This is a genomic window from Veillonellaceae bacterium, from assembly GCA_012523975.1.
Taxonomy (GTDB): Bacteria; Bacillota; Negativicutes; order JAAYSF01; family JAAYSF01; genus JAAYSF01.
This window is the reverse complement of record JAAYSF010000079.1, coordinates 17,107-35,841: the sequence shown is the minus strand read 5'-3', so window position 1 is coordinate 35,841 and position 18,735 is coordinate 17,107. Positions and strand designations below refer to the sequence as shown.

Annotated in this window: 20 protein-coding genes, 1 tRNA gene and 2 other annotated features; of the genes, 20 read left to right on the top strand and 1 reads right to left on the bottom strand. The window is 41.0% G+C overall.

What is annotated here, in order from left to right:
* The 6 genes from GX348_11130 to GX348_11105 all read left to right on the top strand — a co-directional run.
* A partial coding sequence (locus GX348_11130) for a L,D-transpeptidase family protein (protein NLP42713.1) occupies window positions 1-372 on the top strand: 372 nt, incomplete at its 5' end.
* Window positions 373-614: 242 nt separating this feature from the next.
* Entirely contained in the window at window positions 615-1,193 is a 579-nt protein-coding gene (locus tag GX348_11125) for a hypothetical protein (GenBank protein NLP42712.1), read from the top strand.
* Between the two features lie 65 nt (window positions 1,194-1,258).
* The gene (locus GX348_11120; GenBank protein ID NLP42711.1) at window positions 1,259-1,984 is read left to right on the top strand and encodes an alpha/beta hydrolase; all 726 of its coding nucleotides are present in this window, start codon (window positions 1,259-1,261) and stop codon (window positions 1,982-1,984) included.
* Window positions 1,985-2,057: 73 nt separating this feature from the next.
* Entirely contained in the window at window positions 2,058-2,507 is a 450-nt protein-coding gene (locus GX348_11115) for a DMT family transporter (GenBank protein ID NLP42710.1), read from the top strand.
* Window positions 2,508-2,602: 95 nt separating this feature from the next.
* Window positions 2,603-3,736: an acyl-CoA dehydrogenase gene (locus GX348_11110; protein NLP42709.1), complete on the top strand. Its 1,134-nt coding sequence runs from the start codon at window positions 2,603-2,605 to the stop codon at window positions 3,734-3,736.
* Window positions 3,737-3,789: 53 nt separating this feature from the next.
* A tRNA-Val gene (locus tag GX348_11105) sits at window positions 3,790-3,866 on the top strand.
* A gap of 187 nt (window positions 3,867-4,053) precedes the next feature.
* Here the strand turns inward: GX348_11105 and GX348_11100 are convergent.
* Window positions 4,054-5,271, bottom strand: a complete 1,218-nt coding sequence (locus GX348_11100) for a tyrosine--tRNA ligase (protein NLP42708.1) — start codon at window positions 5,269-5,271, stop codon at window positions 4,054-4,056.
* Between the two features lie 49 nt (window positions 5,272-5,320).
* Window positions 5,321-5,550 (bottom strand) — a binding site (T-box leader).
* A gap of 248 nt (window positions 5,551-5,798) precedes the next feature.
* On the opposite strand from GX348_11100, the gene GX348_11095 reads away from it, so the two are divergent.
* From GX348_11095 to GX348_11030, 14 genes are all read left to right on the top strand, one after another.
* Window positions 5,799-7,163, top strand: coding sequence for an RNA methyltransferase (locus GX348_11095; GenBank protein NLP42707.1), 1,365 nt, complete (start codon window positions 5,799-5,801; stop codon window positions 7,161-7,163).
* Between the two features lie 6 nt (window positions 7,164-7,169).
* Window positions 7,170-7,901, top strand: a complete 732-nt coding sequence (locus tag GX348_11090; protein ID NLP42706.1) for an rRNA pseudouridine synthase — start codon at window positions 7,170-7,172, stop codon at window positions 7,899-7,901.
* A gap of 106 nt (window positions 7,902-8,007) precedes the next feature.
* Window positions 8,008-8,964, top strand: a complete 957-nt coding sequence (locus tag GX348_11085) for a DUF1858 domain-containing protein (GenBank protein ID NLP42705.1) — start codon at window positions 8,008-8,010, stop codon at window positions 8,962-8,964.
* 24 nt (window positions 8,965-8,988) lie between these two features.
* On the top strand, window positions 8,989-9,657 hold the full coding sequence (locus GX348_11080; GenBank protein NLP42704.1) for a hypothetical protein: 669 nt from the start codon (window positions 8,989-8,991) through the stop codon (window positions 9,655-9,657).
* Between the two features lie 75 nt (window positions 9,658-9,732).
* A complete protein-coding gene (locus tag GX348_11075; protein NLP42703.1) occupies window positions 9,733-10,059 on the top strand; it encodes a hypothetical protein in 327 nt (108 codons plus the stop codon).
* 137 nt (window positions 10,060-10,196) lie between these two features.
* Window positions 10,197-11,081, top strand: a complete 885-nt coding sequence (gene ytxC, locus GX348_11070) for a putative sporulation protein YtxC (GenBank protein NLP42702.1) — start codon at window positions 10,197-10,199, stop codon at window positions 11,079-11,081.
* Window positions 11,082-11,414: 333 nt separating this feature from the next.
* Window positions 11,415-13,325 carry a threonine--tRNA ligase gene (thrS, locus tag GX348_11065; protein NLP42701.1) on the top strand — a complete coding sequence of 637 codons (1,911 nt, stop codon included), beginning with the start codon at window positions 11,415-11,417 and terminating at the stop codon, window positions 13,323-13,325.
* A 45-nt stretch (window positions 13,326-13,370) separates the two neighbouring features.
* Window positions 13,371-13,500 (top strand) — a sequence feature (ribosomal protein L20 leader region).
* 19 nt (window positions 13,501-13,519) lie between these two features.
* Window positions 13,520-14,038 carry a translation initiation factor IF-3 gene (locus tag GX348_11060; protein NLP42700.1) on the top strand — a complete coding sequence of 173 codons (519 nt, stop codon included), beginning with the start codon at window positions 13,520-13,522 and terminating at the stop codon, window positions 14,036-14,038.
* 15 nt (window positions 14,039-14,053) lie between these two features.
* The gene (gene rpmI, locus GX348_11055; GenBank protein ID NLP42699.1) at window positions 14,054-14,251 is read left to right on the top strand and encodes a 50S ribosomal protein L35; all 198 of its coding nucleotides are present in this window, start codon (window positions 14,054-14,056) and stop codon (window positions 14,249-14,251) included.
* Between the two features lie 33 nt (window positions 14,252-14,284).
* Window positions 14,285-14,641, top strand: a complete 357-nt coding sequence (gene rplT, locus GX348_11050) for a 50S ribosomal protein L20 (GenBank protein NLP42698.1) — start codon at window positions 14,285-14,287, stop codon at window positions 14,639-14,641.
* A gap of 199 nt (window positions 14,642-14,840) precedes the next feature.
* Window positions 14,841-15,692: a class II fructose-bisphosphate aldolase gene (locus GX348_11045; protein NLP42697.1), complete on the top strand. Its 852-nt coding sequence runs from the start codon at window positions 14,841-14,843 to the stop codon at window positions 15,690-15,692.
* A 173-nt stretch (window positions 15,693-15,865) separates the two neighbouring features.
* A complete protein-coding gene (locus tag GX348_11040; GenBank protein ID NLP42696.1) occupies window positions 15,866-17,188 on the top strand; it encodes a Trk family potassium uptake protein in 1,323 nt (440 codons plus the stop codon).
* 11 nt (window positions 17,189-17,199) lie between these two features.
* Window positions 17,200-17,859 carry a TrkA family potassium uptake protein gene (locus GX348_11035; protein ID NLP42695.1) on the top strand — a complete coding sequence of 220 codons (660 nt, stop codon included), beginning with the start codon at window positions 17,200-17,202 and terminating at the stop codon, window positions 17,857-17,859.
* Window positions 17,856-18,674 (top strand): RNA methyltransferase, encoded by an 819-nt coding sequence (locus tag GX348_11030; protein ID NLP42694.1) that lies wholly within the window; start codon window positions 17,856-17,858, stop codon window positions 18,672-18,674. Before GX348_11035 ends, GX348_11030 begins: the two co-directional genes overlap by 4 nt.
* Window positions 18,675-18,735: the final 61 nt, after the last annotated feature.

Genomic DNA, 18,735 nt, shown 5'->3' with positions numbered 1-18,735 from the left:
TGGGGAATTTATGGAATTCATGGTACTAACAAGCCATGGTCAATAGGTCAATTTGCCAGCCACGGTTGTATTAGAATGAGAAATAAAGATGTTGAAGAATTGTTTGAATGGGTTCCGGTAGGAACACCCGTCCGCATCGAGGGGCGTAAGGTTAATGTTCAACGTGCATTAAAATATCAAACTACAGGCTCGGATGTAGTAATGTTGCAAATGAAACTTAAAGAGTTAGGGTATCTTAGCACAAGAGCGGATGGAATTTACGGTAAGGTAACTGAGGAAGCAGTCAGCCGTTTTCAAGCAGAACATGGGCTAGAAACGACAGGTGTTGCTAATAAATCTACATTGGATTTATTAGGTATATTAGGTAAGTAGTGCCAAACTTTGATAGCTATGCTTGACTAGATAGTCTTATTACTGTAAACTATTTCTATAATGCCGAATCGTACAACCATTATTAGGTTTAGGCCATGGATATGCAGATGGAGTAAGTACGGGGGAACCGATATAAAAACAGGGGTTAATCCGCTATTGCGGAAGGGTTACTTCTCTTTTCTTCTCTTTGACCCTAACCCGACAGCTAACCTCGGAGGCAGTTTTAAAGAGAGGTGTAACTATTGAAGAAAGTTTCTCTTTTAGCAGCAGTTTTTTTGATATCGCTGCTGTTTACTTCTGTTGCTTCGGCATCAGTAGACTATCCGGTCAAGTTTGGCATGCGCGGGGATAAGGTACAGGCTGTTCAAACCATGCTTAGTGAAAAAGGGTTTTATAGCGGTGCGATTGATGGCATATTTGGAAAATATACATTAGAGGCTGTTAAAGAGTTTCAACGCAGCCAAGGGCTTGTTGCGGACGGTATTGTAGGTTATGATACCTATCAATATTTGTCAAGACCAGGTGCCGAGCCTAGTAGATCGGGTAAGGCTTTGTCAGTTATTGCAACAGCCTATACCGCCTACGATGACGGTACTACCGGTTATACTTATCGTGGCAATAAATTACACAAGGGGCTTGTTGCGGTGGATCCTTCGGTAATTCCGTTGGGTACCCGTTTATACATTCCAGGATATGGACATGCTATCGCCGATGATATTGGCGGTGCTATAAAGGGCAATAAGATTGACTTAGCGTTTGAGAGTCGTAGTGAGGCTCTACAATTCGGTAGACAGAGAATAACGATTTATATTTTAGAATAACAGGCAAATGAGCCTGTTTTCTTTTTTTGAGAATAGCTAACCTAATTTATCGAGGAGGGAGCGTTTTGCAAACTTTTTTTATTTCATCAGGAATATCGAAACTCCCGGTCGCTTTGCATGAACCAATAGGTAAAAATTTAGGGACAGCACTTATTATCTGTCATGGGTTTCGCGGTTCAATGGACGGCGGCGGGCGAGCGGTCAAGTTAGCTAATAGAGCAGCGGCGTTTGGTTATACTGTGATAAGATTTGCTTTTACTCCGGTAAAAGAGCTATCTACACAGATTAGAGAATTAAGCGCTATTGTAGATTATTGCCGGCGTAATATTCTCTCTAAAATTATTCTTCTGGGTCGCAGTATGGGTGGAAGCTGCTCACTGGTTTTTGCTGCGCATGATGAGCGAATTGCGGGACTCTGTTTGTGGGCAACCCCATGTAACTTATATGAAACCTTCCAGTTATCACTGGGGGCCAATTTTCAGCTGTTAGTTGAGGGAAAAACAGTTAAACTTACTGACCAATATGGTAATCTCGTTATTAGGCCAAGTTTCATAGAAGATTTCAAGTTTTACGACCTTTTAGCTTGCGTTAGAAACATAAAGTCTCCAGTCCTTATTATTCACGGAAGTCAGGATGAAGTGGTTCCAATCGAGCAAGCTAAACAGATGTGGAATTATGCCAAAAACCCTAAAAAATTAGTCGTAATTGAAGGTGGCGACCATCAATTTTCAGGACAAGCCGATCTAGCAGCCGACAATGTTATTGAATGGCTCAAGCACAACTTTTCCTAAACAGTATATAATATCACTCCTAGCCTTATACTAATTTCTGTAGAATATAGTTATTATAAGGGGTGTGTAACTATTGAATTTGTCTGCAGATATGCTAGCGCTTGCACTAGCTCTGGTATCAGGAGTATTGATGGCTATTCAGGGATCTTTGAACACGGCATTAAGCAAAGTTATTGGTTTGCTTGAAACAACTTTTGTTGTCCACATTACAGGCACTATTATTTTGGTATTCTTACTCTTTATTTTCAGAATGGGGAAGGGAAACCTGGGAGCGCTGCCCCAAGCACCTTGGTATGCCTATCTAGGTGGGATAATTGGGGTTGGTATTATATATCTGGTAGCTGCAAGCATTCCTAAAGTGGGTGTTGCTAATGCTACGACGGCAATTATAGTGGGGCAGGTTCTTACTGCAGTGGCAATAGATTATTTCGGTGGTTTTGGTTTAGACCGAGTTCCATGCGGAATAAACCAAATAATTGGGTTAGTTTTATTAGCAATAGGAGCTAAATTATTGTTGAGATGATCTAGATTATAAAAAAAATCTGGATCATAGTGTTAACAAAAAAACCAATATGATGTATACTTGTTTTTAGAACTTTCTGGCTAAGGAGGAGAAGCATGGATTTTAACTTGACCCCCGACCAATTAGATCTAAAAACAATGGTGCATGATTTTGTAGCCAAGGAAATCACACCTTATGCTTTGGAGATGGATAAAGAGGGTAAGATGTACCCTGGATTATTACAGAAGATAGACGAGGTAGGTTTATTAAATCTTGTTGTTCCTGAAGAATATGATGGGCCTGGTCTAGATGCTGTTACTATTGGGCTTATGTATGAAGAATTAGGCAAAGGCTGTGCTGGCGTTGCTACAAGTATCGCTGCCAATGCTTTGGCTGGATACCCGGTAGTTCTGGTAGGAAATGACGAACAAAAAAAGAAGTTTTTCTCAGTAATTAATGAAGGTAATCTGGCGGCTTTTGCTTTAACAGAACCTGGTGCCGGATCTGACGCCGGTGCGGTTGCAACAACAGCCATTAAAGACGGGGACGATTACATACTAAATGGCACTAAGTGTTTTATCACTAATGCTGGACTTGCTGAAATATTCGTTATTTTTGCGAACACCCGTAAGTCTGCCGGTATTCGTGGACTCACCGCATTTATTGTAGAACGCGGCACCCCAGGCTTCACCGTGGGTAAAGAAGAAGAGAAGATGGGAATCCGTGCTTCAAACACATGCGAGCTCATCTTAGATAATGTCCGCATTCCTGCAGCTAATCGCCTAGGACGCGAGGGTGAAGGCTTTAAGATTGCTATGAAAACTTTGGATGCTGCTCGCCCATTGGTTGGGGCTGTTTCGGTGGGTATTGCGCAAGCCGCATTCGATACATGCGTTCAATATGCCAAGGAACGTAAGCAATTCGGTAAGCCAATCTCTTCTTTTCAATTAGTTCAAGCGATGATTGCAGACATGGCTATGCAAATTGAGGCATCAAGATTGCTTGTATATAAAGCGTGCTGGTTAAAGGATCAAGGCCTGCCGTTTTCAAAAGAATCGGCATTAGCAAAATGCTTTGCTTCTGACACAGCCATGAAGGTCACAACTGATGCTGTTCAAGTAATGGGTGGTTATGGATATTCAAAAGAATATCTGGCAGAAAAATATATGAGAGATGCAAAGATTATGCAGATTTACGAAGGGACTAACCAAATACAGCGGTTGGTTATTGCAAACAATATTTTATACTAAATAGTATCTACTTGACAGATTATCGTTAACTTAGTATAATATGTTTTGCGTAAGGGGTTATAGCTCAGTTGGTTAGAGCGCTTCGTTGACATCGAAGAGGCCAGCGGTTCGAGTCCGTTTAACCCCACCAGTAAATTCAAGGCTTCGCGGGTTTTTACCCAGCGGGCCTTTTTTTTGTCTAAAGTATCAAGTAATTAAAATCACCAATATCCCTGATAAGAATATTCTAATTAGTAAAAAGCTAAACGTTTAAATTGTAAGAACCAACAACTACGAGAGTCGTTGGTTCTTTTTCGTAATGGGTATTATAGCGCTTGTCACTCAACTGTAATTCTATGATAAGTTTTTTTGCCTTTGCGTATTAATACACTGTTATTTTCAAGCAAGTTGGCGGTTAGAGTGAAGTCCACATCGCTTACTTTAGTTTCTCCGAGATATAAGCCGCCTTGTTGGATAAGCCTGCGGCCTTCGCTTTTTGAAGCTATAATTCCTGCTGAAAAAAGGATATCCAGAAGTTTGGCTCCGATTTCGGAGCGTGAAATTATTGTTGTAGGTACGTTATTAAGAGTACCTGTTCCGCCAAATAACGCTTCAGCCGCTTGCTGCGCTTTATTCGCTTCCTCCTCACCATGAACTAGCTTAGTTACTTCGAAGGCTAAGATCTTTTTGGCTAGGTTAATTTCTTTATCACGAAGTGCACTCAAACGGCGTACCTCATCCATGGGCAGGAATGTGAGCAGGGAGAGGCATTTCTCTACGTCTGCATCGTCCACGTTGCGCCAATACTGATAAAAATCGTAAGGGGAAGTCTTGGCAGGATCTAGCCAAAGTGCGCCTTTTTCTGTTTTGCCCATCTTACGTCCATCGCTGGTTGTAAGCAGGGTAAAGGTCAAGCCATAAGCAGGGCGGCTATCTTTTCGGCGTATTAGGTCAACACCGGCAATAATGTTTGACCACTGATCATCGCCACCAAGTTGCATGATACAGTCATGTTGTCTATTCAATTCTAAAAAGTCATAAGCCTGCATGATCATATAGTTGAATTCGAGGAAGGAAAGTCCCCGTTCCATACGATTCTTAAAGCATTCAGCGGTTAGCATTCTGTTTACCGAAAAATGAGCACCGATGTCACGAAGCATCTGTATATAATTAAGTTTCATGAGCCAGTCTGCGTTATTGACCATTAGCGCTTTGCCATCAGAAAAATCGATAAAACGGCGCATCTGCGCTTTAAAGCAATTAGCGTTGTTATTAATGGTTTCAGCGGTCATCATTTTACGCATATCGCTTTTGCCGCTCGGATCGCCAATCATGGCTGTACCGCCACCTAATAGACAGATTGGGCGATGCCCTGCCCGCTGCATGTGTGCCATAGCCATCATGCCAATGAAGTGTCCAACATGAAGGCTATCAGCTGTCGGATCAAATCCAATATAAAATGTGATTTTTTCTTTAGAGAGCAGGTCCTTAATTTCATCTTCATGCGTTAATTGTTGAATAAATCCTCGTTCTAATAGCGTATCAAACACTGACATTTGTCTTCCTCCTGTTCATTGGATATACAAAATAAAAAATCCGCCCCTAAATAGGGACGGATTTTAAACCCGCGGTACCACCCATGTTGCCTAATCAGCCACTTCATAAGGCTCGCACAGCCTTTAGCCAATAACGGTGGCAACCGGCATCGCCTACTTGAAATCCGTTCAGCTAGCTGTTCTTGGGTGTATTCATCTTAGGGCGCCTGTCAAGTCTCACCAACCCTTGACTCTCTGAAAAAGCGCTGCCTGATTACTCTTCCCAGTCATTACATTTGATATATATATAATATTAATATACTTTGAGAAGCAATGTTTGTCAACATCACGCAGAATGGAGAAAAAGCACTTGTAATAAGAAGAATAGTAAAATATGATGAGTGCTGCATTTTTAAGCAGCACAATATTTCAATTGCTTTGTGTATGTTTTTAGGGCTTAATGTTTGCTATAATTGGTAAATATAGCTACGAAAGTAGCCAATAGACAGGGGCACAATAGTAGAATGAATATGCAAAGGATGTCTTAGATGAAATTACCGCAAGAATTTTTACAGAAGATGCAAGACACTTTAGGTCAGGAGTTTTCTGATTTTTTACAGAGTTATTCAAAACCGCGTACTGCTGGGCTTAGGACAAATCGGCTGAAGATATCTTCTGAAGAATTAGCAAAATTGATTCCTTTTGTTGAAGAAGATATTCCATGGTGCTATGATGGTTTTTATTATAATGAACAAGAAGTACGGCCTGCGAAGCATCCGTATTATTATGCCGGTTTATACTACATTCAAGAACCAAGTGCGATGCTTCCGGCGGAGTTGCTTGATGTTCAAGCGGGAGATATGGTTTTAGACTTGTGTGCGGCGCCAGGGGGGAAATCAGTTCAGCTTGCCGGAAGATTAGGTGATGGTCTGATTGTTGTTAATGATATTAATCCTCAGCGGGCCAAAGTGCTTTTAAAGAATATAGAACGTTACGGGGTAATTAATGCCGTTGTGCTGAATGAAACTCCCGAGCGCATTGCCAGTGTCTTCGGAAAGTTTTTTGATAAAATTCTGGTTGATGCCCCTTGTTCCGGAGAAGGTATGTTTCATAAAGATCCAGATATGGCTAAAGAGTGGAGTGAGCAAGAGGTTCATAAGTATGTTCAATGGCAAGCGGACATATTGAAATTGGTACCTGAGCTCTTACTTCCTGGCGGTGAAATAGTATATTCAACATGTACATTTTCAAGGGAAGAAAACGAAAAGCAAGTTGAGAATTTTGTAATGGCTAATAAGTCTTTTGAAATTATTGAAACACGACGATTATGGCCGCATAGAGTCAAGGGTGAGGGGCATTTTGCGGCTAAAATTAAAAGTCATGAAACTGGGGCAGGTGTCAATCATAAGTATTGCCATAAACAATCGTTGTCTGCTGATGCCCGCCAAGCGCTTGCTGACTTTTCTCAACAAGTGTGGGGAAATAAGGATTTATGGCAGAAGTGGATTCCTGATGGCGGAAATATCATTGAGCGGAGCGGTCATGTACTATGGGAAAAGTCCTGCTTGCCGCCACTCAAAGGATTAAAGGTGCTGCGATCAGGCTGGTTACTTGGTACCGTTGAGAAAGGACGCTTTTATCCCAGTCAGGCCTTTGCTATGGGAATGGACTTAAATGCTGTCAAAGCTGCGGTGCAATGCTTAGAGTTGTCGGCTAAAAGTGAAAGCGATAGATATGCTGTTATAAGATACTTACGCGGCGAGACAATTCAAGAAGAGGGAAAATTATGGCCGAGGGGCTGGCACTTAGTAACAGTTGATGGTTTTCCGCTTGGTTGGGGCAAGGGCGGAGGGTATAGTCTAAAAAATGAGTATCCTCCTGGTTGGCGCTGGCAGGATAGAGATGAAAGGTGAGATATTATGGCGGAAAAGGATCGCCAGAGGTTGGATAAGGTACTTAGTCATATCGGATACGGCTCACGTAAAGAAATAAAGAGAATTGTCAAGGCCGGACGGGTTAGTGTTAATGGAGAGTTTGCGCGACAATCTGACATGCATGTTTCGCCCTATAAGGATAATATTGAGGTTGACGGAAATAAGATAGTATATCGTGAATTTGTATACCTAATGATGAATAAACCGTCGGGGGTTATTTCGGCAACCGAAGATGTTAGGGAAAAAGTTGTTACCGATTTATTAGCGCCCGAATATAAGGTCTTCGAGCCTTTCCCGGTGGGGCGATTAGATAAAGACACCGAGGGGCTACTGCTGCTGACCAATGATGGTAAACTGGCTCATCGCCTGCTTTCTCCGAAAAAGCATGTTCCCAAGACTTACTTTGCGCTGATTGAAGGCGAGGTAACAGCCGAGGATTGCAAGGTTTTTCGCGAAGGAGTTGCTATTGATGACGGGTATGTAACACTACCCAGTGATTTAAGCATTATCTCTAGCGGTACCCGGTCTGAGATTGAAGTAACGATATATGAAGGAAAATTTCATCAAATTAAACGAATGTTTGCTGCAGTGGGGAAGAAAGTTTTATATCTAAAACGCTTATCTATGGGGCCTTTGGAGTTGGACAATCAGCTCGAACTAGGTGATTATCGTGAGTTGAGCGATAATGAATTTGCAGCTATAAACAACTATAATTAGTGTAGAATTAAGTAAAGTTTTTTACTAACGTGATTTTTGTCACAGTAAACTGTGGCTATTCGGGGTATTATAAAAACAGAAAACGAGGAAACGAGGAGGTGGCAATATGTTGCCTAAAGGCGCGAATTTGCAAAAGGTTAGAGATGGGAAAAAGACTTACGCTGTAACGCCACATTTGCCAGGCGGCTTTATTAAGCCCGATCTTATGCGTAAATATGCTGATGTTGCAGAAAAATATGGCGGTATAATGAAATTGACTTCGGCCCAACGTATTATGATCACGGCCCTAAAAGCTGAAGATATTGAAAATGTATGGAAAGAGCTTGACATGACGCCGGCGATGGGATTCGCTAATTGTGTGCGCAGCGTCAAAATTTGCCCAGGCATAGCTTTTTGTAAAAGGGGTAAGCAAGACAGTATTAAACTTGGGATGCAGTTGGATAAACTTTATCATAAAAAGGAAATGCCATCCCGGTTAAAGTTTGGTGTGGCAGGTTGCCCTAACTCTTGTGCGGAAGTCCATATCAAAGACATCGGCTTGTTGGCGACTGACAATGGCTGGGACATATATGTGGGAGGCAGCGCTGGTTCTCATCCCCGGTTGGCAAATCAACTAGTTCAGGATCTGACAGAGGATCAGGCGTTGAAAATAGTAGATATCATTATTAAGTATTATCAAAAGAATGCCGACATTGAGCGCATCGGCCAGTTTATTGACCGGATAGGATTTGAAAAATTTAAAGCCGACGTGCTAGCTGCTTTCTATGGTGAAGTAAGTCAGGAAACCGAGCCCAAAGTGAAACAATCAGAAGCCGGCGCTAAAATAGTTCCTGTGGCGGGCGGATTAACAGAGGGCACGTTGGTGTTTGGCGATAAAATTACGGCAGATAGTGTGATTAGTGATATCATTAGAGTGTATCCACAGACTATACCTGTTTTTAGATCATTAGGGATGGGGTGTTTAGGTTGCCCATCATCAACTGGTGAACCGGTTCATAAAGCGGCTGAAATTCATGGGCAAGATGTCGACGAATTACTGGCTGCTTTGAACAAAGTTATTTAGGAAAAACTCAAGGAGGAACTCAATATGAGCGCATTTCTGGGGCACATACACTACTGGTTATACAATAAAATCAGACGGGTCGTTGAGAGGGAGAACCTAATCTACACAAAGGCTGAACAAAAGTTAGGACCAGCTGTAGATGAAATCCGTCAACAAGTTTGGCAGACTTATGGGGAGCCTTTACCTGATATTGATTTAGCGGAATTAATTGATCAGTCGAATATTCATGGCTGGCTCCAACGGCAGATCAATATAGCTGAAACTCGTGAGGCAACTTTAATTAAAGAGCTATTAGATACCTATGGCGACGAGGCAAAAACAATTATCGAAGAGTCTTTCGAAGAGCACGGTGCTATTTGTGGGCGTCGTGCAAAGGAATCTAATAGTTATAATGCTGCGGGAATAGGCGGGCTGTATAAAGCGTTGAATGACTATTTGCTTAATGGTATGCCTTGTGATCAAAGTGATATGGTGACTGAGAATACATCGTCTAAACTTGTTTGGGAAGGCGAGGTTTGTCTTCAGGAGAGAAATTGGGATAGAGCAGGTGCTGATTTTAAGCTAATGAAGAAATTCTACCAGCGTTGGACGACAAGTTTTGTCGAGAGCCTAAACCCTGGTTTTACGTATCGGCAGACGGCTGATACGCTCACTGGAGATAAAGTCAATCGACATGAATTTTTAGCAAAGTAGTTAGCATGGTAGTAGGAAAATTATAATAAGCCGCGAATAATTTCTTATCACTATATTGTGGTGGGAGCGATTGTTGTGTATAGCTTTCGGTTAGCAGAACAAGAACAAATAATAAAAAAAGACCATGCTAACTTATATTGCGATGGTCAAGCGTTTGCGGGCGCCTTTTATTTAACAAGTGAGCGGTTGGTATTTGTTGGTTACTTGTTAGACATTAATGAAAAGTATATTGAAGATGTTCAGCTAGCGCATATTGCGGACGTAGTACCGGGAAAGACTTTTTACTTTATACCCAATGTTCTTAGTATCACGACTATACGAGATCGCAAATTAAAATTTATCGTAAATGGGCGGAATGAATGGCTGTTGTCCATTAATGAACAATTAAAACTTATTAAATAAAGACGGACGACATAGGCAATCTCCAACGGAGGTTGCCTATTTTGTTTATTTTGGAGAAAGCTAGCGCGACACGGCATGTGAATTCCTGTATGCAAATAAATAAGGGCACATATACTATCTAGGAAAGGAGTGATAGTGTGAAGTTGCTTTCTGTTGGCTTGACGGGAACAACAGATTATATAAGAGCTAGATTGCAGCAGGACTGCTCAGTATTAAGACAAGAAGGATTTCGCGTGGCGATTGATGAGATAAACAAGGGACGTTATACGTTTTTAGGGTGCAATGTCATTGAAGGTGAATTATCTTTCCGCAATTATGAGAAGATAAAGAGCTTACTCAAAGACTATGTAGCCAAACTTTTAGCTGATATAATAATTAGTCGGGAAGAAAAAAAACTGTTAAAGAAAATTATCGATACGAATTACTATTATTTTAATGAGAATGAGCGGTCATTGATTTTTGTTAATGCTCTAGAAATATTAAATACTTGCAGCGGAACATTGGTAGATTTTAACTTAACAGCTCGGCATAGCAAAATTATGACAAAGATCATTCAATATCTTGACAATCATCATGAATTGGTCTTAGAGGGGTTTATGAATTTTCGCCTTAAGGAATATCGAAAGAGGTTAGTTGAAGTAGTAGATATTGCTGTAGACGACTATATGATGGATCTGGAATACAAAGAATTTATACGCGTTTTACGTTATTTTATTGATATCCAGGAACCTAAGATAGAAGAAGTCCATGTTGTTATTGGCCAGTCTGGCAGTTATAAAATTCTCGATACAAGTGGAGATGCAATAAAAAACAATTACTTAGAAAACTTTATAGTGGAAAGTGCCAGTGAAATTAACTATGAAGATTTACTAATCACTTCGCTAATTAGCATAGCACCTTATAATATAATGCTGCATAATCATGACATAAATTCTTCACAGAATGTGGTAGTTACTATTAAGAATGTATTTGAAGGTAGGGTTGCATTATGTGAAGGTTGTCATATATGTAAAGAATTCTGATATGGCAGCTGATTTCTTGACAATGCTGGAAAAATAATATAATATTTTATCAAATGCATGATGTGACAAGTAATGCGGAGGACAAGGCAAAGTTATAATGACGTTGCCAGAGAGAAAATGCCAGAGGCTGAAAGCATTTTTACGTATACGACTATTGTTACCACCTCCAAACTGTTTAGCTGAAATTCAGTAAGCTAAACCGGGAAGATACCCGTTATAACAAATAAGACGGGCCTTAGGCCAATCAGGGTGGAACCGCGGGTAACTCTCGTCCCTATATAGGGATGAGAGTTTATTTTATTTTCACAATCAAACGATAAAGGAGAAATAAGTGTGGGTAGAATTCAAATTGAACTAAAAGATGGCTCACAACGAGAGTTCGAGCAAGGAATATCGTTGGCCGAAGTCGCTGAATCTCTCAGTAGGAGCTTAGCAAAAAGCGCGCTTGCTGCAAAAGTGAATGGACAGCTTGTTGATCTTCGTTATAAATTAAATGAAAACACCAAGGTCGATTTCGTAACTTTTGAAGATCCTGAGGGCAAAGATACGCTGCGGCATAGTGCATCGCATATTTTGGCCCAAGCTGTTCAGCGACTGTATAAAGATACAAAATTAGCAATTGGACCGGCAATCGCTAACGGTTTTTATTATGATTTTGATTCAGTGTACTCTTTTACGCCTGAAGATATTGAAAAGATTCAAAGGGAAATGGAAAGGATTGTAAAAGAGAATTTACCGATTGAACGAGTTGAGGTATCGCGTGAGGAAGCTATAAAGCTTTTTGAAGCAAAAGGCGAGTCTTATAAAGTTGAACTCATTAATGATCTTCCCGCCGATGTCGCCATTTCTCTTTATAAGCAGGGAGAATTTGTAGATTTATGCGCAGGACCGCATGTTCCGTCTACAGGTAAGGTCAAGGCTATAAAACTCCAGAGTTTGGCTGGAGCTTACTGGCGCGGCGATGAAAAACGGAAAATGCTTCAACGTATTTATGGAACGGCTTTTGAGAAAAAGTCGGAGTTAGATGCTTACCTGCAAATGCTTGAAGAGGCAGCCAAACGCGATCACCGTAAATTGGGTCGTGAACTTGATTTGTTCAGTATTCAGGAAGAGGGCCCAGGTTTTCCATTCTTCCATCCGAAAGGTATGGTTATTCGTAATGAGCTGGAGAATTTTTGGCGTAAAATCCATGTTAAATATGGCTATAAGGAAATAAAGACCCCAATTATAATGCATCAGCGGCTATGGCAGCAATCGGGCCACTGGGATCATTATCGCGAGAATATGTATTTTACTAACATCGATGGCGAAGGTTATGCGGTTAAACCGATGAATTGTCCGGGCGGAATTTTGGTGTATCGTACTCAGCATCATAGTTATCGTGACTTGCCGCTTCGCACCGCTGAGCTTGGCTTAGTTCACCGGCATGAGCTTTCAGGTGCTTTGCATGGCTTAATGAGGGTGCGGAGTTTTACTCAAGATGATGCTCATATTTTCATGTTGCCTTCCCAAATTAAAGCTGAGATTCAGAATGTAATTGATTTATTCAATAAAATTTACAGCACTTTTGGGTTGACATACCATGCCGAACTTAGCACCCGTCCTGAGAAGTCGATGGGATCAGACGCTGATTGGGAATTGGCGACTAATGCTCTCAGGGAAGCGCTTGAGGACTGCGGTATGGAATACAAAGTAAATGAAGGCGACGGCGCATTTTATGGTCCTAAAATCGATTTTCATTTACGCGATTCGATTGGTCGGACTTGGCAGTGCGGGACTATCCAATTAGATATGCAGATGCCGGAAAAATTTGACCTTACCTATGTAGGTGAAGACGGTCAAAAACATCGCCCGGTTATGATTCATCGTGTGGCTTACGGCAGTATGGAGCGCTTCATTGGTATCCTCATTGAGCATTATGCCGGAGCGTTTCCGATCTGGCTGGCGCCTGTTCAAGTTAAGATTCTGCCTATTACCGACCGTCATGTTGCCTATGCACGCGAAATTGAGGCGCTTATGAATGACAAGGATATTAGGGTTGAGGTCGATGAGCGCAATGAGAAGATTGGGTATAAGATTAGGGAAGCGCAACTGGAAAAAACACCTTATATCCTAGTCGTTGGTGACAAAGAGGCAGAAGTGCAAAGCGTGGCCGTTCGTAAACGCGGCCAAGGCGAAATAGGCACTCAGCCTGTCAATGAGTTTATTGATAATGTGTTAAATGAAATAATAGCAAAGAAATAAACTTGACTTAGGAAATCTAACATGATATTCTAGATAAGTAAATTATGTTTGAAGTAGAAGCCATCCGCTTCTCACCTTGCAACGCTTTATTGCAGTTAGTAAGGTAGATTGATACCAGTATATCTTATTGGTGGATTGTATGGGTGGCTAAAGCCGCCCATTTTTTTATTGGAATAATTAGGAGGTGAGTCGCAATTAGCAAAGAAAATCTCAGGGTTAACGAAGAAATTCGGGCTAGAGAAGTAAGGGTTACCAGTAGTACAGGCGAACAATTGGGGATTATGACGCTCCGTGATGCGTTGCGTCAAGCGGCCGAACAACAACTGGATTTAGTGGAGGTAGCACCGACCGCTAAGCCGCCTGTGTGTCGTATCATGGACTTTGGAAAATACAAGTACGAGCAGCAGAAACGCGATAAAGAAACTAAGAAAAAGCAAAAAGTCGTAACCGTTAAAGAAGTTAAGCTTCGCCCAAATATTGAGGATCATGATTTCAATGTAAAGAAGAAGAATGCTCAGCGCTTTTTGGAAGATGGAGACAAGGTTAAAGTTACGATTATGTTTCGTGGGCGCGAGTTGTCACATCCGGAACTAGGCAGACAGCTCTTAGTAAAAATGGCTGCTGAACTTAAAGATATGGCAACAGTCGAACGCGAGCCCAAACTTGAAGGTAAAAATATGATAATGATTTTGTCTACTAAGTCGCACAATTAAGAAAGGGGATTCACAATGCCAAAAATTAAAACACGTAGAGCCGCTGCCAAACGCTTTAAAGTAACTGGTGCTGGCGAGTTTAAACGCGCTAAGGCTTTCAAAAGCCATATTCTTGAGAAAAAATCACCAGCCCGGAAGCGTAATCTGCGCAAGGCCGCTCTGGTTAACAAATCCGATTATAAACGCGTAGTAAAGATGCTTCCTTACGCATAACACTTTGTAAACACTAAATAGGGGGTAACAAACATGCCAAGAGTTAAAAAAGGCGTGACTGCACATAGACGTCATAAAAAAATTCTAAAACTTGCTAAGGGCTACAGAGGTGCCAAGAGCAAGCAATTTAAAAAAGCTAACGAAACAGTTATGAAGGCGCTGTATTATGCGCGTCGTGACCGTCGGGCTAAGAAAGGCGATTTCCGTAAACTATGGATTGCCCGTATTAATGCCGCTGCTCGTATCAATGGTATTTCTTATAGCCAACTGATTAATGGCTTGAAAAAGGCTGGCGTTGAGGTTAACCGTAAAATGTTGGCGGATCTTGCTGTTAATGATATGAATGCTTTTGGTAAGCTTGTAGATACCGCAAAAGCACAACTTCAATAAGTTTTAACAAAATTCTAGGAATTATAAAATTCCTAGAATTTTTTTGTATAAAAACCCCGCAATTTGGAAAAGTATTAGGCAATGGATAATATTTAAAAAGTTTCAAATATTAAAACAATGGTAAAGGTTTTTTAAATGCAGCTATAGAATAAAATATCTTAAGCTAAGGTTGCATTTTTTAATAAAGGAGGAGTTCAAGTTGGCTTTAGTAACAATGCGCGAACTACTTCAGGATGCAAGAAAGAGGAAATATGCAGTTGGCGGGTTCAATGTCTTCAATTTCGAAACACTTGGAGCAGTTGTTGAAGTTGCAGAGGAATTAAAAACACCCTTAGTATTGGGTATCCCGGAGCGGTTGTTTAAATTTACGGATGCTGAGGTGTTGAGTGCGGCAATGGTGCGCGCCGCTCAAAGAGCATCTGTGCCTGTTGCTTTGCACTTGGATCATGGGCATACTTATGATGGTGTCATGAAAGCAATTCGTTGGGGTTTTACTTCAGTAATGTTTGATGGGTCAAATTTGCCTTATGAAGAAAACTTAAAACGGACTAAGGAAATTACGCGCATAGCCCATTCTCTCGGTATATCTGTCGAGGGTGAATTGGGCTATGTTGGCTGTTATGAGTGTTTTAAAGATATTAATGACGAAAATATTGTCAAACCGGAAGTAGCGGCTGATTTTGCCCATAAGACAAGAATTGATGCTTTAGCTGTTGCGGTTGGCACTAGCCATGGTGCTTATAAAGGAGATACTAAGCTCAACTTTTCGAGGCTCAGTGAATTAAATGCTAAAATTGATGTTCCGCTGGTTATGCATGGTGGTTCTAGACTTAGCAGGGAGGATTTTCGCAATTCAATTCAGTCTGGTATATCCAAGATAAATATTGCGACAGATATGTCTTTGGCTGCAGTAGAAAAACTTAAGGCAGAGTTAGCGAAGACTTCAAACGGCACAAATTACATTAATCTCATGAGTGCAGTTAAAAGGGGAGTTAAAGATTCAGTCCGAAGATACATGTTAAACTTTGACTGTATCTCAAAAGTGATATAGAAAAAGATGCAACCTGCCTTGCTCCGTATGGTGAGGCGGGTTTTTATTTAGTATAGCTTGCTTTTGTTTAAGGTATAGACAGCCTCGGGTTGAATGATTATAATTTTAATGGTAAATATTATACCGAGGTGAAAATATTGAAAGCAAAGCCTGAGTTTGCTAACTTGCTTGATATATCGCAATGGAAACTTACACCTTATCAAATTCTTGTACTTGGCTTTGCCGGGTTAATTTTTTTTGGCGCTATTTTGTTATCCTTACCGAACGCCTCGGCTACAGTAGAAAGACTTGGATTTATTGATGCACTATTTACTGCAACATCAGCCGTATGTGTAACAGGGCTGGCTGTTGTTGATACCGGTACGCGCTTTTCAATATTTGGGCAAGTTGTTATTCTTTTCTTAATTCAGGCCGGTGGCTTGGGAATAATGACGATGGCGACTCTAATGGCGCTTCTTATGCGTAAAAAGATACAATTGCGTGAGAGGCTGATAATGCAAGAGGCTTTAAATCAGTTAACCGTGGCCGGAATAGTAAGGTTAACTAAATATATAATAAAGGCCACGCTGCTAGTGGAATTTATAGGCGGCACAATACTAGCTATTCATTGGTATGGGGAATTTGGTTTAAAATCAATCTACTTCGGTTATTGGCATGCTATATCTGCTTTTTGCAGTGCCGGATTTGATCTTTTTGGTGATTTCAGAGGTTATACACGTTATGTAGATGATATTACAGTCAATTTGGTTATTACTTCTCTGATTATATTAGGCAGCATTGGATTTACTGTTATTTCGGATGTGGTAGCTAATAGGTCTTTTTCAAGATTCTCATTACATACTAAAATCGTACTTACTGCAACTGGAGTTTTGATTGCTTCAGGGACGCTTGTTATTCTTTTGCTAGAGCTAAACAATCCCGCTACAATCAGCGAGCTTTCCTGGAAGGGTAAATTGCTGGGAAGTTATTTTCAAGCAGTAACACGAACTGCTGGGTTAAATACGTTGAATATAGGGGAACTGACTAATGCGACCTTGCTTTTCCTTATGATACTGATGTTTATAGGAGCTTCGCCAGCGTCTACCGGAGGTGGGATTAAGACAACTACAGTAAGTGTAGTTGTTGCGGCCGTTTGGGCTCATATATCAGGTAAGCAAGATGCGGAGTTGTTTGGCAGAAGGATTTCGCCAAGTAGTGTGTATAAAGCATTTTCACTGGTTTTTATTTCTGTTGCGCTAATTATTTTTTTTACAATGATGATGAGTATTACCGAAAAAGCTGAATTTTTAAATCTTCTATTTGAGGTTGTTTCCGCATTCGGTACTGTTGGCTTATCTACAGGAATTACACCGACATTAACATCGTTAGGAAAGTTATGGCTTATATTTGCTATGTTTGCAGGAAAGGTTGGTCCGGTGACTGTGGCTCTTGCACTGGCATTGCGCAAGAGGAAAGCTGATATTCAATATCCTGAGGGTAGGGTTATCATAGGTTAGGAGAAAAAAGAATGAAAAAGAAAAAACAATTTGCCGTTATAGGCTTAGGGCGTTTCGGTTCAAGTGTCGCTAAAACTCTGCATGATATGGGCTACGAAGTATTGGCAATCGACGATAATGAGGAGCGCGTTCAGGATTTTAGCGATAAGGTTACTCACGTTGTTCAGGCTGATACGACCGACGAAAATTCTTTAAAAGCATTGGGCATACGTAATTTTGACGTAGTAATTGTTGCAATTGGCCAAAACATACAGGCTAATATGCTGACAACGTTACAGTTACAAGAAATGGGTGTTCCATATATTGTTGCTAAGGCGCAAAACGCCTTGCATGGTAAAATGTTAGAAAAGATTGGCGCTGATAGAGTAATTTATCCTGAACGGGATATGGGGCAACGAGTTGCGCACAATCTTGTTTCTACTAATGTTTTAGAATTTATAGCATTGTCGCCGGATATTAGTATGGTCGAAGTTACGGCACCTAAAATACTGACCGGCAAGAGTCTTGCCGAAACTAATCTTCGAGCAAAATATGGGATAAACGTTCTGGCGATTAAACGCAAAGACGAAATTATAGTTCCCCCAGAGCCGTCCGAAAAAATCCTCACTGGAGATATACTAATAGTTGTAGGAGGCAATGAAGGGGTTCAAAGACTGGAGGAACTTGAGTGAGTGAATTCATATCCAGTCCGCATAATCCAATAGTAAAGCTGGTAGCATCGCTTAGACTAAAAAAACGGCGTGATGAAACGGGCTTATTTATTGCCGAGGGAATCCGTCTAGTAGAAGAAGCTTTAGGCTCATGCTGGAAAGCTCATATGTTAATTTACACAAGTGATATAAAAGAAACCCAAAGGTTCCAGGACCTATTAACTAAGCTAGATCCACGAGACTGCCGAATTATTGAGGTTCCAACTAATATTTTTGAACGAATTAGCGAGACAGAACAACCGCAAGGTGTAATGCTATTGATAGACAAACGGTCAAGTAATAAACTAGAACAGCTAATTGACCATGAGAGACCTCTCATTGCGATACTGGACGCAGTGCAAGACCCAGGTAATGTAGGGACTTTGATTCGTACAGCTGATGCAGTTGGCTGCACGGCAGTTATATTGACAAGAGGATGTGCTGATCTATTTTCGGGAAAAACTGTCCGTGCCAGTATGGGATCAATATTTCATTTGCCTGTATATCCGGATATGTCACCAGTTGAAATTGTTGAGTTTATGGAAAGACACAAAATAAAGCTGCTAGCTACATCTCTAGAGTCTTCAGATAATTACTGCAGCGCTGATTTTACCGATCGCGTCGCCATAATATTTGGTAATGAGGGCAATGGTGTCAGCAAAGATTTACTGGAACATTCTTACAAGCGGCTTCACATTCCTATTATTGGAAAGGCTGAGTCGTTAAATGTATCCGCCGCTGCGGCAGTAATTTTATACGAGGCAGTACGGCAGCGAGGCTGGCTGGCTTGTAATTGATTATTTGATATGCTATAATACCACTACGAAGACCGGAATTTCCAAAATTAGTAGGGAGGGC

Bases quoted from the DNA above. Each gene is read 5' to 3' on its own strand.
- GX348_11110 (NLP42709.1), top strand. From the start codon at position 2,603: ATGGATTTTAACTTGACCCCCGACCAATTAGATCTAAAAACAATGGTG.
- GX348_11100 (NLP42708.1), bottom strand. From the start codon at position 5,271: ATGTCAGTGTTTGATACGCTATTAGAACGAGGATTTATTCAACAATTA.
- GX348_11095 (NLP42707.1), top strand. From the start codon at position 5,799: ATGAAATTACCGCAAGAATTTTTACAGAAGATGCAAGACACTTTAGGT.
- GX348_11090 (NLP42706.1), top strand. From the start codon at position 7,170: ATGGCGGAAAAGGATCGCCAGAGGTTGGATAAGGTACTTAGTCATATC.
- GX348_11085 (NLP42705.1), top strand. From the start codon at position 8,008: ATGTTGCCTAAAGGCGCGAATTTGCAAAAGGTTAGAGATGGGAAAAAG.
- GX348_11080 (NLP42704.1), top strand. From the start codon at position 8,989: ATGAGCGCATTTCTGGGGCACATACACTACTGGTTATACAATAAAATC.
- rpmI (NLP42699.1), top strand. From the start codon at position 14,054: ATGCCAAAAATTAAAACACGTAGAGCCGCTGCCAAACGCTTTAAAGTA.
- rplT (NLP42698.1), top strand. From the start codon at position 14,285: ATGCCAAGAGTTAAAAAAGGCGTGACTGCACATAGACGTCATAAAAAA.
- GX348_11035 (NLP42695.1), top strand. From the start codon at position 17,200: ATGAAAAAGAAAAAACAATTTGCCGTTATAGGCTTAGGGCGTTTCGGT.